A 15,332-nucleotide genomic window follows, 5' to 3' on the forward strand; every position below is an offset into this window, starting at 1 on the left:
CACTGGTTTTATTTTGATCTAACATACAAGAGGGCCGACAGAATGCCAGCCCTCTTTAACAAATTTATCTGGCGTAAGACTTAAAGGCCTAAGTGGCTTTTCACTGCTGCAAGCCCCTCATTACCATCAAATGTGGTTACACCTGCAAGCCATGCATCCAATGCACCGGGGTTTGCTTTTAACCATTCAGTTGCAGCAACCGGACCTTCTTTACCATCATCTAGGATAGCACCCATGATTTCATTTTCCATGGCAAGTGTGAAGCCCAGATTACCGAGAAGCTTACCCATGTTCGGGCATTCACTCACATAGCCTTTTCTAACGTTTGTATGCACATTCGCACCACCAAAGTTAGGGCCAAAAATGTCATCACCACCTGTTAGATAGGTCAGTTCAAAGTTTGCGTTCATTGGGTGTGGAGCCCAGCCAAGGAAAACAACGCCTTTATCACGACGCGTAGAGCGCGCAACCTGAGACAGCATGCCAGCTTCGGATGATTCAACAACTTCAAAATCTTTGAGGCCAAAGGTATCTTTGTCTATCATATCCTGAATAAGGCGATTTCCGTCATTCCCAGGCTCGATACCATAGATTTTACCATCAAGATCATCTTTGAATTTTGCGATATCTGCAAAATCTTTTAGACCTTTGTCAGCAAGATAAGTTGGAACGGCAAGCGTATATTTAGCCCCTTCGAGGTTAACACGAACAGTCTCAACGGAACCTTCATCACGATAAGGTGCGATATCAGCTTCCATCGTTGGCATCCAGTTGCCAAGGAAAACATCAACATCGCCGTTCTTTAGACCTGCATAGGTCACAGGAACAGAAAGAATTTGCGTTTCAGGTTGATAACCAAGACCTTCCAGAACAACAGATGCTACAGCAGTTGTTGCTGTGATATCGGTCCATCCAACATCGGAAAAAGTAACAGATTGACAGCTAGCTGGGTCAGCAGCTTGTGCCCCAGTTGAAAAACCAGCTGCAGCGATGGCCAGTGTGCTAGCCGAAATCAAGTGTTTGAGGTTCATTCACTTGTCTCCATTTTTACGCCACAAGAGGACCCTGTGGCTCTAATTGATTTTAGCAAGATACCTGCAAGTTCATTATTATTCTAGCAGGATTTTTGCCTGATTTAACTCCCTAGTACGATAGAAACTACCGTCGTAATCTCACTATCAATAATTTATTTTGATTGAACGTTCAATCAAAATAAATTATTGATAATTATACCGCAGTCATCAATTCAAGAACAACGCTATAACTTTGCAAATGAAATCATAGACTAAGTTCAAAAAAATGCGTCACAAAACAGGACATAAATACATCATTTTTTTGTTTCAATGCCTCTACAAAGGCTGAAACATTGAATAAAGAGGAAACAAGGTCTTGCCAAAAATCGGAATGGAAGAGATTCGGAAAACCCAGCTGATCAAAGCGACAATTGCAACGATCCACGAGGAAGGGTTTACTAATGCCAGCATTTCGAAAATAAGCAAACATGCAGGTCTGTCTTCGGGAATTGTCGCCCATTACTTTGATGATAAATCAGGGTTATTAACGGCAACGTTGCAATACCTCATGAGAAAATTGGGCGAAGAAACAAAAAAACAACTGGAACACGCCAACACACCAATAGAACGTCTGCTTGCCGTCGTGAATTCAAATTTTTCAGATGAGCAGTTCAAACCAGGCGTGGTTGATGTTTGGTTGGCGTTTTGGGCTTTGGTTCCAACTTCAGGAAAATTGGGACGCCTGCACAAAATCAATGAACGCCGCATGCAGAGCAATTTTCAACACGCATTGAAGCCTTTGCTTCCTGAACAGATGGTCGCCAGTACCGCCACAGGCTTGGCAGCCATGGTCGAAGGCCTCTGGATACGCTGTGCCCTGACAGAAGGCGGGGTCACACCAAAAGAAGCCATCGCGATTATGGAAAGTTACATCAGCAGCCAGATATTGGCTCATCAGAAATAACTTAAGACATTAGATTTAAACAATTCAGATATATTTGAACAAAATATTAGAACTTTAGGGATCAAGATAATGGCAAAGCTTCCTACTCAACAGCTTTACATCAACGGTAAGTACACAGACGCCACATCCGGAGAAACATTTGAAACTACTAATCCGGCGACTGGTGACGTTATTTGTGATGTCCAAATTGCATCAACAGCAGATGTTGATAAAGCCGTCAAAGCCGCCCAGGCAGGTTTCAAGATCTGGTCCAAGATGAGTGGCACAGAAAGAAGCCGCATTCTTTTAAAAGCCGTTGCCTTGCTCCGCGAACGAAATGATGAGCTTGCTATTCTTGAAGTCATGGATACAGGTAAACCGATGCAAGAGGCAAACTGTGTTGACGTAGAATCAGGTGCTGAGTGCATAGAGTATTTCGCAGGGCTCGCGGCCTCTATCAATGGCGAACATATTCAACTCGCAAACGGCAACTTTGCCTATACGCGCAAAGAGCCGCTCGGTGTCTGTGCTGCCATCGGCGCATGGAACTATCCAATTCAGATTGCTTGCTGGAAATCTGCCCCTGCCCTCGCATGTGGCAATGCGGTTATTTACAAAGCATCAGAAGTCACGCCGCTTACCGCACTAAAACTCGCAGAAATTTATACAGAATCTGGCCTACCCGATGGTGTTTTCAATGTTGTATCCGGTTTGGGCTCCGTTGGCCAAATGCTCGCTGAACACGAGGGTATCGAAAAGATCTCACTGACCGGTTCAGTTCCTACGGGCAAGCGCGTCATGGAATCAGCCTCGAAAACCCTCAAACATGTGACACTTGAGCTTGGTGGGAAATCCCCTCTTATCGTGTTTGATGATGCAAATCTGGACAACGCCGTGTCAGCCGCCATGCTTGCAAACTTTTATACTCAGGGGGAGATCTGTTCCAACGGAACCCGCGTATATGTCCATAAAGACATCAAAGAAGCCTTTTTGGAGAAACTCATTGAACGCACTTCCAAGATGATTATTGGCGATCCTATGGATCTGGAAACACATGTCGGATCACTCATCCACAAGGATCACATGGAAAAGGTTCTGAACTATATCGAAATTGGTAAAAACGAAGGGGCAACCCTCGCTTATGGCGGAAACAAAGTCACCGTTGAAGGCTTCGAAAAAGGCTGTTTTATTGAGCCGGCAATCTTCACAGATGTAAAAGCCGACATGCGTATTGCACGCGAAGAAATCTTTGGTGCTGTTATGTCTGTTATTACTTTCGATAGTGAAGACGAAGTCGTAGAAGCCGCCAATGATACACAATTTGGCTTGGCTGCTGGTGTCTTTACACAGGACATCAATCGTGCCCATCGCGTGATTGAAAACCTGGAAGCCGGAACCTGCTGGATTAACAATTACAATATAACCCCGATCGAAATGCCTTTTGGTGGCTATAAACAATCTGGTATTGGTCGTGAAAATGGCACAGCGGCAATCAATCACTTCACACAACTAAAATCAGTTTATGTTGAGATGGGTGATGTGGATTGTCCTTACTAGAATACTCTTCTGGGAAACCTTACTGGGATAAAGGCTAAATCATCATGGAATTTGCACTTCACGAACGTCTTGAAGCCGACACGATAACCATAGCAGACCTCTCTCATTGTCGGGTTCTGCTTATGAACGACAGCCAGTATCCCTGGTTGATTCTGGTACCGCGTTACAACGACCTTCGTGATTTGCATGACCTACCAAAAGATCTCTTTTCGGCTGTAATGGAAGAGATTAAGTATATATCAGAAATACTTACAGAAGAATGCACAGCCTTTAAGATCAATGTCGCTGCGCTGGGAAATATGGTTCCACAGCTCCACATCCATGTCATTGCACGTTTTGAAAATGACGCAGCCTGGCCAGGTCCGGTCTGGGGAGTAAAAAAACCACAGCCCTATAGGACAGATGATCTAGAGACAATAAAAGTTAAACTTGGAACCGCAATCGAAAGTGGGCGCAAATTACCTGAGTAAAACTTCCTCCCTGAGCCATGCTCAAGTTGTTTTCCTCAGGCCTCCTGCCTTACCATACCCACCAATCGATTGCGGTTTCCTTTTTCGATCAATAATCTTTATGTGAAGAGTTCCCATCCCATACAGATTACTTGATGAAGCCATGAGCTAACAAATAAAACACACTTATTTCTTAGCCAAACAAGACACCAAATTGTCACCTAGGCTCGTCATTAGGGCTTTATAGGCATGAGGACCCTTCGCAAGGTTTGATCCCAAAGGATCTAACTCACCGATATTCGTATCAAGATTTTCCGCTAAGACATCAACCACAACTGGTTTGAACTGTGGTTCTCTAAATATACAAGCTGCCTTTCTTTCCCGAATAATCTCACGTAACTCTGTAATCCGCTTGGCACCTGGCTTTCTTTCAGCATCAATGGTTACTGACCCAACAGTAGAAAGGGAAAATTCTTTTTCAAAATACTGATACGCATCATGGAAAACCAGATAAGGCTTGTCCTGTACAACAGATAGCTGACCATCCAAATCCTGTTTTAACATCCCGAGATCAGCCATAACCTTTTTCACATTGGCTTGATAGGTGGGGGCATGATCAGGATCAATTTTGGCAAGCTCATCACCAACTCTCTCTACAATTGCCTTAGCATTGTTGATAGAAAGCCAAATGTGCGGATCAAATTGTCCGTGATCATGATCATGATCTTCTTCATGGACATGCTCGCCATGGTCTTCTTCTTCATGATGTTCATTCGCATGCTCTTCATCATGAGCATGGTCATCATGATCTTTTGCATGATCGTGATCGTACTCTTTATCATGATCATGTTCTGCCTCATGCTCATGCTCTTCTTCGTGATCATGAGCACTATGTACATCCGCATCATGCTCATCATCATTATGGTGATGGTCATGCTCCCATTGTCCAGAGCTACGATTTTCAAGAAGAGTGATACCTTTAATGTCCATCAACTCTAGGACTGTTTTTTTCCCTTCTTGCTGAGAAAGAGGCTTTTTCAGAAATGTTTCGAGGCCTTCTCCAACCCAAACGACCATGTCAGCATCATTCAACATACGAACTTGGGAAGGACGCATACTATAGCCATGTGGAGAAGCACTCTTATCCATAATAAGCTCAGGCTCTCCAACGCCTTCCATTATTGACTGCACAAGAGAATGAACTGGCAGGATCGATACAGCAACTTTAGGTGCCTCGCCCGCAGCAGCACTCATACTAAGTCCAGAAATGATAGAACTGGCCAGTAAAGAAACACGAAGAGGATTTCGTAACCCTGATTTTCTAGAGAGCATCATAGTGAACCTTATAATTACACCTAAATCGGTGATGAAAAGTAAGATAATGGAGTAAATTTAAATAATGATATGTTATAACATTTACAGAAATGTCAAGACAGGATATCTATAGGGCATGAAAAACTTTGATACTGTTTCTCTCTCTTTTTGCGGTGGATCTCACGATCATAAACACTGTGTAAAAACAGCTTTAAACGACGCGGAAGCGCTGTGCTCGGCTCGTGGTGCCCGCTTGACTGATGCTCGTAAACGCGTGTTGGAATTGGTGTGGGAAAGCCACCACCCCGTTGGTGCTTACGATGTACTTTCCAAACTTTCTCAGGAAAGCGGAAAAACAGCCCCACCGACAGTTTATAGGGCTTTGGATTTTCTTTTGGAGCAAGGCCTTATACACAGAATTGAATCTTTAAACGCCTATGTGGGCTGTTCTCATCCATCAGAAGAACATTCTGGTGTTTTCCTTATTTGCAATAACTGTGGGTGCGCAGCTGAAGTTCATGACTCAGCAATAGATCAAGCAATTTTAAAGAAGACAGATAGTCTTGGCTTTAAAACCGATCAGCGAATGCTGGAAGTTCGGGGGACTTGCCCGGATTGTCATTCAACACAGTAAGACAAAAAGCCCTTGGCTAAGAGTTAGCGACACATACCATGGAAGATATCCTTAGCGATAAAACCCCTAATTTCAGTGACCCAAGTTGTGGTTGCGGACATGACCATAACGCACCCGAGCCAAGTGGAGCGCCCCTCATCCAAGCCGAGAACCTGACAATTAATTTTGGTGGGAAAACAGCTATCCACGACGTCAGCTTAACAGTTCACAAGAATGAAATTGTTACTCTGATCGGGCCAAACGGCGCTGGAAAATCAACACTCCTTCGTGCATTACTAAAGGCAATAAAGCCAACAAAGGGTGAAATTTGGCGTAAACACGGCCTCGTCATTGGCTATGTCCCCCAAAAGTTAAATATCGACCCAATTATGCCTATGACTGTCGAACGCTTTTTGTCCATACCGGACAAGCGTCCACTTTCAGAACGAGAAACAGCCCTCAAAGATGTTGGTGCTCATCACACTCTAAAGCAAGCCGTGCAAAGCTTATCAGGTGGCGAATTCCAACGTGTTCTTCTCGCCCGCGCTATTCTCAGAAAACCCGATCTTCTGGTTTTAGATGAGCCAGTTCAAGGGGTCGACTTTCAAGGCCAGACCGAACTCTACAAACTGATTTCCCGCCTTAAAGAACAATCAGGCTTTGGCATATTGATGGTCTCTCATGACCTGCACATTGTCATGGCCGAAACAGATCGAGTTGTTTGCATTAACGGCCACGTCTGTTGCTCTGGTGCTCCGACACAAGTCAGCGACAGCCCGGAATATCTCGCGCTATTTGGCGGACAAACAAAACCCGGCCTTGCCGTCTACCACCACCTTCATGATCACTCTCATGATTCTAGCCATGACCAACCCCATACGACGTCGGACCAAGCATGATATTTGAAGATTTCTTTCTGCGCGCACTTGTTGCAGGAATTGGTGTTGCCTTAATTTCCGGCCCCTTGGGTTGCTTTGTCGTCTGGCGTAGAATGGCTTATTTTGGGGACACGCTTGCGCACTCTGCTCTGCTCGGTGTCGCCCTTGGATTACTGCTGGGTTTTAATCTAACTGTTGGCATTATTGGAACTGCCATCATGATCGCTTTAACAGTTACGCTATTCCAACATCAAAAAAGAATAGCAAGCGATACATTACTCGGGATCATGGCCCATTCAAGCCTTGCGATCAGCCTTGTTGTCCTTGGGCTATTACAAGGCTATCGAGTTGATTTGCTATCCTATCTTTTCGGGGATGTTCTTGCTGTAAATTATGAAGATATTTACTGGATTTATGGTGGGGGTGCTGTTGCCCTGTCTCTCCTTACCTATATCTGGAAAGACCTCCTTGCCCTCACGCTCCATGAAGAACTCGCACGGGCAGAAGGCATAAATGTCATGCTTATTCAGACCTTGTTTATGATCACAGTCGCTATCGTCATAGCCATTGCAATGAAGGTGGTTGGCGTTCTTCTCATCACTTCTTTGCTCATTATTCCCGCAGCTGCTGCAAGAAGGTTTGCCAAAACACCAGAACAAATGGCCGTTATTGCATCCTTGATAGGTAGCCTTTCAATTATCATTGGTCTCTTCGGTTCTTTGGAATGGGATACACCATCAGGTCCATCCATTGTTGTCGCCGAAGTTATACTTTTTCTAGGCGGATTAATTTTTGGTGGCTTGCTGATGAGTAAAAGCCGCCATCTTTCTTAATCAATAAGTTTTACTAAAGACACTCATGAGCTACGCTCTTATTGATTACAGTGCTCTTTAACTTCATTCAGCAACCAATCTCTAAATTTTTTGATCTTTGGCATATTTCTGCGAGCTTTAGGATACACAAGCCAATACCCTCGCCCTTCATCATGACAAACATCATCAAACGGTTGAATTAAGCTCCCTCTTTTTAGGGAATCTCGGTAAAAATCTGGCGTTAAAATGGCGACCCCTTGCCCTGCCTCCGCCGCCCTTGCTTCTAACATCTGAATCCCCATTCGACTTCGCTTATTACCGTGAAGCCCCTCAGATTGTACCCCCATAGAATCAAACCAGAGTTTCCACCACGGATCAGAGGCATCAATTAATGGCAACTTCAAGAGATCTGAAGGCTTTTTAATACCACCAACTGATTGAGCTAAATCAGGACTTAACATTGGAGAAAACTTAGCTGGTATCAGCAAGTGAGTCTCAACTCCTTGCCATTGACCATCGCCAGATCGAATGCCCAAATCAAAATCTTCACGCGAAAAATCTACGACGGACATAGAGGTATCCAAGCGAACAGCGAGATCGTCATGTAAAATTTGAAAATTACCTAATCTTTCAGCAAGAAAGTTAGTCGCAAAAGTCGTAACGGTTGTTATAGACAAAAGATTATGACTTGCATCTTCAGCCATAACAAATGCTGCACGCAATAGTTCAAATGCCTCTGTTACAACTGGCGCAATACGTTCACCCGTCTCAGTCAGACTCACCTGCCGAGGCTTACGTAAAAAAAGCGGTGTACCCACTCTCTCTTCAAGGATCTTCATTTGATAACTAACTGCGGCTTGGGTCATACCCAATTCTTTTGATGCACGCGTAAAGCTACCATGACGCGCCGCAGCTTCAAAAACACGCAATGATGAAAGTGGGGGTAATTTTGAAGCCATAATACATAAAATCTCCTTATGTATAGTAATCAGAATTTAGTTGGATATTCAAGAAAACATTACGCACATTGGAAACAAGAGATAAAGAAACCATCAGGAGAAAAGAAAATGGCTATCGCAAATAATCCATGTAATTCGCATCATGTCGCAACATCAATCAAAAGTAGAAATAGCTTATGGACTGTCCGTAACCTGTTTAAAAATTTATTTAAATTAAATAAAACGAAGAAAATTATATCCCTTAAAGATATGCATAACCTTCCAATGCATATAAAAGAAGACATTGGCTTTTGGAATATAAGACCTGCTGAACGCCACCGTTTAACGAGCTACCACTAATAATAATCTAAATTAAGCGCAGCGAGCCTGACAATACATTGCACTCAACCACCTTATCAATTGCGTGACTAAGAAGTGATCGACTTTCAGGGGCAGTCAAACAGATACGGATGTGATTAGTCGGCTGAGGGACGGTCGAAAATAAATCCCCAGAAACCACATCAACACCGGCGTCATGAAGCCTGTCAACAACGTCACTCACCTTACCTGAAACCGCGAGCCAAATATGGGGGCATGGTATTTTCTCCCAATTCACAGATCCCATCTTTTTAAATCGCGATTTCGCGAGGCTCCACCGAGCCTCAACTTCTTGCCTTTGCCAGTCAACCCTGGCAAAGGCACGTCCCTCTAAGATCCACATGTTTGCTAATTCAATCATAAAGGGGCTCATAGCCCAGTTTGTTGCATGAACTTCTGCATCAATTGGCTTGACCAGACGCTGACACCCACTGACAAACCCATATCGTAGACCCGGGGCCACTGACTTGGATAGGCTCGAAATCAAAACAGCATGATCTGGGAGAAGGACAGATAGCGGCTTATTACCACTTAAAGGCCCGTACACATCATCCTCAATAACAACGACGTTGTAACGTTTGATGATTCCAACGATATCAGAGCGCCTTTGCTCTGAAGTCGTAAAGCCGGTGGGGTTGTTCAAATTTGGGTTAAGGACAAGAATTTTCGCACCACTTGCAGTTAAGGCCTTTTCCAAACTCTCTGGTTCTATACCATCGTCATCACAGTCAACCCCAACCAACTTAAGTCTTAACTGGCGGGCAACCGCCTTCATCCCGGGAAAGGTATATTTTTCAACAATGACTTTATCTCCGGGTTCACACAGAGCGAGCAGAGATGCCAAGAGTGCCTGCTGCCCCCCGGCACAAGGAACAATATCACTTGGTTTCACTTCATAGCCGCGCCAAGACAACCACTGGCTCGCAGCAAATCTAGTTCGCATAAGCAGATCAGATGAATGATAGGCGAAAGCCTGGGTTCCAGCACCTCTCTCAACTGCCTCAAACAGCAGTTTTTGCGCGTTCTGATCATCCGGATGTATGGCAGGAATATTGGTAGATAAATCAAAACTCCTGCTCGTATCTGAATTTTCCCCAGAATCTTTAAGGGCAAAAAGCTCTGCTTCTCGGCTTGTTGCAAGAACATAGGTTCCCCGCCCAACTTCCCCGCCAATCAAATGTCGTCTTGTCGCTTCCTTATAGGCCTGACTAACCGTACTGACATTTAACTTCAACTCCCAAGCAAGATCACGATGGGTCGGCAAACGCTCTCCAGACAATAGTTCACCTTGTTGGATCGCCGTTGAGATAGCCTCAACAATTGCCAAATATTTAGTTTTGATTTTCGGATTTAATTCAGGTTTCCACATAACATCCACTTTATTGTATGCCATACAATATTAATATTGAACCATACAATCAAGCTGCTACTCTTTAAAAAATCACAATGAGGAATAGTCAATTCTCATCATCAGCAAGATAACCCCACTGCTGACAAAGCATTCAGAAAGAGACGACCATGTTTACAAAGCAACAGCTTGAAAGTGCTGCGCAATATATCTATCAACATATGTCTGCGACCCCGCAATACAGCTGGCCACAGATCAATACCAAAGCAGGCTGTACAGTCGTTGTTAAGCATGAAAATCACACGCCCATCGGCGCTTTCAAAGCACGTGGCGGATTAACTTTCATGAGTTGGTTGCGTGCAAATCATCCTGACATAAAAGGAATCATTACCGCAACACGGGGTAATCACGGACAGGCACAAGCTTTTGCAGCGACAATGGCCGGGATCAAATCTGTTATTGTTGTTCCTCACGGAAATTCATCAGAAAAAAACAATGCCATGCGTGCTTTTGGTGCCGAGCTGATTGAATATGGGGCCGACTTCAACGAAGCCCTTGTCGAAGTTGCCCGGCTAGCAAAGGAAAGAGACCTATTTGTCGTTCCTCCTTTTCACGAACAAATAATGTTGGGCGTGGCAACCTATGGATTGGAACTCATGACAGCCCATCCGAATTTGGATTATATTTACGTCCCTATCGGCTGCGGTTCAGGCATATGCGGTACCATAACCGCCAGAAATGCTCTGAATTTGAAAACAAAAATAATTGGTGTCGTTTCTGACCAGTTTCCAGCGGCAAAAAAATCCTTTGAAAGCGGGCAAATTATAAATACAGAAGCTGCAAACTCCTTCGCTGACGGAATGGCCGTTCGTGCACCAATCGCAGATGCCTATAGTATCTATTCGAAAGGCACAGAACGTATTGTAGAAGTCAGTGATGATGAAATCGCCGAAGCGACCAGAATATATTTCAGCGATACACATAATAACGCAGAGGGAGCAGGCGCTGCCTCACTCGCCGCAGTGATGAAAGAAAGAGATAAATTAACACATAAAAAGGTCGGTGTTATTCTTACAGGGGGTAATATTGATACTAATCAGTTTAAAACTATTCTGGAGGGAATCACGCCAACTTGATAACGATTAAGTGAAGAGCTCAGCGTTAGTTAACAAAATCATCACCCAATAGCACTTCCATTTCAGAAAACGAAGAATGCAATAAAATATATTTTGAAAACCGTTTCATAAAGGGGGCGAATTCGCCCCCTAAGTAGTGATAAAGAAAGGCCGTTTTAATTTTCTGGAATCTTTTTGGCATAATCTGAAAGCCGTTTTTATTCAAATGGGAAACAACGGAAAAATCAGACGACAAGAATGCACCAACCTCTCCATTATCAAAGGCACGAAAAGCATCTTCAACACTGTTAAATATCTTACCACGACGTCCATCCATGTAATTTTCCTGCCACAAAACTCCCCGCACATACCCGACAGGTAATTGAGATGACAAGTCCTGGTTGGGATGTCTCCACAATGAATGGTTAACCGTAAAAATAGGAGTATCCGATCGGACGAAAGTTCGCTTGTATTTACTCTCTGCGATACGTAATCGATAGAGCTCGCCATCTGAAGAAGCATTATTGAAGGCGGCAAGAGCTCTTCGCCCCGGCAAAGCTTCAACAATTATATCACAGCCAAGAGCTTTATATACTTCCTTGAGAATACGCGCGCCGGTATCTGCTATAACACTTTCGCTAATACTGGCAATTTTCCGAGGACAATTACTCTTTACCTCTTCAGAGTATGCCATTGAAGAGGTAAAAAATATTAAGATAGTAACTATCCAGCGTATCATAATACTGAATCACCGTAATAAACGACAAGCAAAGCGGTTTGCCGATATTAAGAAAAGGATATTAACTTTCGATTACTTTTTTCCAACCTTTATTTACTAAGGGGAACCACGAGTATTTCATCATTCACGTGATAGCATTACAGCAAGGCCTAAGAAAAAAGGGCTGTAGCAAATGCCACAGCCCAAGTTTAGCTAACCTGACACAAACACCTAAAATGTCAAGCCGCCTTCCAATTCCTCTAATACCTCAATTTATAGTATTATGGCAACGTATAAGTTAAATTTGCTGAAACAGATTAGGTATTTATCACCCAGCAAACAGTTACCATCATCATTCATTCTGACTGCAAAAAAAGAAGGGGAAGCTTTTGCTTCCCCTTTAGTCATATCACCTAATCTATACGAGATTCCCAATTTTAAGCATCACTAAATACTTAAAACAAACCAACTGGGCGTGGTTAAAACCAACCAGAAACACCACGAGGCTCAGATACTCAGCAGAGTGTCATTATGTTCCTCAAAGCCAAGGCAATGAGTAGGTTTTTACGTTTGTATAGCTCTTCATAGCTTCAATAACGCCCTCTTTATACCCAAGGCCGGAATCTTTGATACCGCCAAATGGTGACATCTCGATACGGTATCCAGGAACTTCCCAAACGTTTACCGTTCCGGTACGGAGCTCTTTGATGAAGCGCTGAATATATTTGAAGTTATCCGTACAAACGCCAGATGAAAGACCGAAAGCCGTTGAGTTTGACACACGGATCGCATCATCAATATCTTTTACGCGGATAATCGGAATAGCAGGTCCAAAGGTTTCTTCGCGTACCAATTCACAATCGAATGGAACATGGTCAACAACCGTTGGCGGATAAAGTGCGCCTTCACGATTATTACCATAAAGAAGCTTAGCGCCTACTTCGACGGCATCGTTCACACGACGTTCAAACATTGACGCAGATTCAGCATCGATAACGCACCCAAGATCTGTTTCCGGGTCCATCGGATCGCCGTATTTGATCTTCTGTGCTTTTTCAAGAACAAGCTTGGAAAATTCGTCTGCGATTTCTTCAACAACAAGAATACGCTTAACAGCGGTACAGCGCTGGCCAGAGTTCTTCGTTGCACCTGCTACAGCAAGTTCAGCGGCCTTATCAAGGTCGGCATCTTCCATCACAATAAGCGGAGCATTACCACCAAGTTCAAGAACTGTACGGCGATATCCTGCATTTTCAGCGATGTATTTGCCAACAGGCACACCACCAGTGAATGTCACCAGTTCAATATTCTTATTCGTGATAAACTCATTACCAAGATCTTCTGGGAGCCCCGTGATAATGGTCAGCATTTCCTTTGGTAAACCAGCTTCATAAATGATATCAGCCAATATCAAAGCCGTTAATGGCGTTTTCTCGGTTGGCTTACAAACAATACAGTTGTTTGTTGCAATTGCAGGCGCAATCTTATGAGAAATCATATTCAAAGGATGATTAAACGGTGTGATGGCAGAAATTGCTTTCAAGGGTTCACGCTCTGTGAAGATTTTACGTGACTTACCCTGAGGTGTGATATCACAAGAGAAAATCTCCCCATCGTCCAGAATACACATCTGACCAGCCAGTGTATAAACATCATAGGCACGACCAACTTCGTATAATGAATCTTTCTTACAAAGGCCAGATTCAGCAGTGATAATGTCAGAAATCTCTTCTTTACGACTGTTCAAAATCTCTGCCACGCGGAAGAGAATTTGTTGACGCTCATAACGTGTCAACTTTGATTCGTAATTTGCTGCAATTTCAAAAGCTTCTTTTGCATGTGCTGCTGTACCGCGAGGCACAGACCCGATCACTTCGTTAGTGTAGGGGTAATGCACATCAATACGGCCCTCGGTATCAACCTTCTTACCGGCGATACGCATTGGTTCATGACCAACAATCTTTACAGACATTCTTCTATCCTTATTTAAGGCCAATTACTCAGCGTAGTTTACAGAGCAATAGAACGCGTCGAAATTACGAAGACGCATATCTGATGGAATACCCGACATTGGGCGGTTGCTGATAAACGGTACTTTCTGCTCGGTGATACCACCGTGCGTCCGCAATGGACGGTCCAACGCAGAAAGATCATGACGTTCTTCAGAAGTTCCCAAGGCCAGGTGACGTTCGGAAATAATGATAATGTCACCCATACGATCTTCGGGTAGCTCCAACATAGCACAACCAGCAGGGCCAGATACCGCCAACTCAACACCATCAATCGCAGATAAACGTTTGATCGCCTCATCAACGCTCTGCCCCTTTGGCAGATAAGCAGTCGCAAAAGATCCTAGCGCACCATGGTGAACAACATATGGATCAGTAATCGGCAGGATAACACGGGCTGCACCTTTGCCGTACCATTCATCAAACAGATCCTGAAGATACAAAACATTCGGTTTGCCGTCAGCATCATGTTTTGGATTCATCCCGTGGTCAGCTGTAAGTGTCAGGACAGCACCCAACTCATCAAGCTGTGCCCAGTATTTATCCATCATTTCATAGAAGGCCAATGCGCCCTCTTCTTCGGGAGCATATTTATGCTGAATGAAATCGGTTGTGGAAAGATACATGATCTCTGGACGAACAGTTTCCAACAGTTTGACGCCAGCAGCGAAAACAAACTCGGAAAGATCAGCACTGTATACAGAAGGAACAGGCATCCCCACAAAATCATTAACATTTTCAATGCCATTGTCTGCCATATTGGCAAGATCAGATTTTTCAGCAGAGAAGCAAATCGCATTGCCTTTGCTGTAATCAAGGCCGTGCCCAAGAAGTAAACGGAGTTTGTCTTTTGCGGTGACAACAGCAACCTTGGCACCAGCGTCCTGATAAGAAGAGAAGATTGTTTTTGCGCGATAGTAACTTGGCGCATTCATCAATTCTTCTTCACCAGTTTCCTGATTATAAAAATAGTTACCACAAATACCGTGATAGCGTGGCGGACAACCACTGACGATAGAAAGATTGTTTGGATTTGTGAACGAAGGGACAACAGATTCAGCAATGCGATTTGTATTCACACCGCTATCCAGTAAGTTTTTCAGCCATGGCATACGCCCAGCCTTCATCGCGACTTCCATATAATCAGGTTCGCTGCCATCAACACAGACGACCACAACCGGGCGGTCAGATCTTTTATACAAACGGCCATTGGCCTGAACGAGTTTACCAGTACTCATAGGGTATCT

The 15,332-nt window shown here is 43.9% G+C and carries 15 protein-coding genes; 8 read left to right on the forward strand and 7 right to left on the reverse strand.

The window, feature by feature from the left end:
• Positions 1–80: 80 nt before the first annotated feature.
• A complete protein-coding gene (locus ACN0W5_RS10395; RefSeq protein WP_417454073.1) occupies positions 81–1,031 on the reverse strand; it encodes a choline ABC transporter substrate-binding protein in 951 nt (316 codons plus the stop codon).
• A 358-nt stretch (positions 1,032–1,389) separates the two neighbouring features.
• Here ACN0W5_RS10395 and betI point away from each other — a divergent pair, with 358 nt between their 5' ends.
• The 3 genes from betI (at position 1,390) to ACN0W5_RS10410 (ending at position 3,983) form a co-directional block, all read left to right on the forward strand.
• Positions 1,390–1,977: a choline-responsive transcriptional repressor BetI gene (gene betI, locus ACN0W5_RS10400; protein WP_417454074.1), complete on the forward strand. Its 588-nt coding sequence runs from the start codon at positions 1,390–1,392 to the stop codon at positions 1,975–1,977.
• Positions 1,978–2,046: 69 nt separating this feature from the next.
• Positions 2,047–3,513, forward strand: a complete 1,467-nt coding sequence (betB, locus tag ACN0W5_RS10405) for a betaine-aldehyde dehydrogenase (RefSeq protein ID WP_417454075.1) — start codon at positions 2,047–2,049, stop codon at positions 3,511–3,513.
• A 44-nt stretch (positions 3,514–3,557) separates the two neighbouring features.
• Positions 3,558–3,983: an HIT domain-containing protein gene (locus ACN0W5_RS10410; protein ID WP_417454076.1), complete on the forward strand. Its 426-nt coding sequence runs from the start codon at positions 3,558–3,560 to the stop codon at positions 3,981–3,983.
• A 165-nt stretch (positions 3,984–4,148) separates the two neighbouring features.
• Here ACN0W5_RS10410 and ACN0W5_RS10415 read toward each other — a convergent pair whose 3' ends face one another.
• Positions 4,149–5,297 carry a zinc ABC transporter substrate-binding protein gene (locus tag ACN0W5_RS10415; protein WP_417454077.1) on the reverse strand — a complete coding sequence of 383 codons (1,149 nt, stop codon included), beginning with the start codon at positions 5,295–5,297 and terminating at the stop codon, positions 4,149–4,151.
• A gap of 115 nt (positions 5,298–5,412) precedes the next feature.
• Between ACN0W5_RS10415 and ACN0W5_RS10420 the strand changes: the two genes are divergently transcribed.
• From ACN0W5_RS10420 to ACN0W5_RS10430, 3 genes are read left to right on the forward strand one after another with little or no spacing between them, the layout of a single operon-like run.
• Positions 5,413–5,910 (forward strand): Fur family transcriptional regulator, encoded by a 498-nt coding sequence (locus tag ACN0W5_RS10420; RefSeq protein WP_417454078.1) that lies wholly within the window; start codon positions 5,413–5,415, stop codon positions 5,908–5,910.
• A 38-nt stretch (positions 5,911–5,948) separates the two neighbouring features.
• The gene (locus ACN0W5_RS10425; RefSeq protein ID WP_417454079.1) at positions 5,949–6,788 is read left to right on the forward strand and encodes an ATP-binding cassette domain-containing protein; all 840 of its coding nucleotides are present in this window, start codon (positions 5,949–5,951) and stop codon (positions 6,786–6,788) included.
• The gene (locus ACN0W5_RS10430; RefSeq protein ID WP_417454080.1) at positions 6,785–7,600 is read left to right on the forward strand and encodes an iron chelate uptake ABC transporter family permease subunit; all 816 of its coding nucleotides are present in this window, start codon (positions 6,785–6,787) and stop codon (positions 7,598–7,600) included. Before ACN0W5_RS10425 ends, ACN0W5_RS10430 begins: the two co-directional genes overlap by 4 nt.
• 38 nt (positions 7,601–7,638) lie before the next feature.
• Here ACN0W5_RS10430 and ACN0W5_RS10435 read toward each other — a convergent pair whose 3' ends face one another.
• Positions 7,639–8,538 carry a LysR substrate-binding domain-containing protein gene (locus ACN0W5_RS10435; RefSeq protein WP_417454081.1) on the reverse strand — a complete coding sequence of 300 codons (900 nt, stop codon included), beginning with the start codon at positions 8,536–8,538 and terminating at the stop codon, positions 7,639–7,641.
• A gap of 108 nt (positions 8,539–8,646) precedes the next feature.
• Between ACN0W5_RS10435 and ACN0W5_RS10440 the strand changes: the two genes are divergently transcribed.
• On the forward strand, positions 8,647–8,877 hold the full coding sequence (locus ACN0W5_RS10440) for a hypothetical protein (RefSeq protein WP_417454082.1): 231 nt from the start codon (positions 8,647–8,649) through the stop codon (positions 8,875–8,877).
• A gap of 7 nt (positions 8,878–8,884) precedes the next feature.
• On the opposite strand, the gene ACN0W5_RS10445 is transcribed toward ACN0W5_RS10440, so the two are convergent.
• Positions 8,885–10,264, reverse strand: a complete 1,380-nt coding sequence (locus ACN0W5_RS10445) for a PLP-dependent aminotransferase family protein (protein WP_417454083.1) — start codon at positions 10,262–10,264, stop codon at positions 8,885–8,887.
• Positions 10,265–10,413: 149 nt separating this feature from the next.
• Here ACN0W5_RS10445 and ACN0W5_RS10450 point away from each other — a divergent pair, with 149 nt between their 5' ends.
• Complete coding sequence (locus ACN0W5_RS10450) at positions 10,414–11,379, forward strand: threonine dehydratase (protein ID WP_417454084.1); 966 nt, start codon at positions 10,414–10,416, stop codon at positions 11,377–11,379.
• A 25-nt stretch (positions 11,380–11,404) separates the two neighbouring features.
• Here the strand turns inward: ACN0W5_RS10450 and ACN0W5_RS10455 are convergent, their stop codons facing one another.
• The 3 genes from ACN0W5_RS10455 to phnA form a co-directional block, all read right to left on the reverse strand.
• Positions 11,405–12,097, reverse strand: a complete 693-nt coding sequence (locus ACN0W5_RS10455; protein ID WP_417454085.1) for a hypothetical protein — start codon at positions 12,095–12,097, stop codon at positions 11,405–11,407.
• 517 nt (positions 12,098–12,614) lie between these two features.
• Positions 12,615–14,048 carry a phosphonoacetaldehyde dehydrogenase gene (phnY, locus tag ACN0W5_RS10460; RefSeq protein ID WP_417454086.1) on the reverse strand — a complete coding sequence of 478 codons (1,434 nt, stop codon included), beginning with the start codon at positions 14,046–14,048 and terminating at the stop codon, positions 12,615–12,617.
• Between the two features lie 24 nt (positions 14,049–14,072).
• Positions 14,073–15,323, reverse strand: a complete 1,251-nt coding sequence (gene phnA, locus ACN0W5_RS10465) for a phosphonoacetate hydrolase (RefSeq protein WP_417454088.1) — start codon at positions 15,321–15,323, stop codon at positions 14,073–14,075.
• Positions 15,324–15,332: the final 9 nt, after the last annotated feature.

The organism is Kiloniella sp. (genome assembly GCF_048270245.1).
Classification (GTDB): domain Bacteria; phylum Pseudomonadota; class Alphaproteobacteria; order Kiloniellales; family Kiloniellaceae; genus Kiloniella.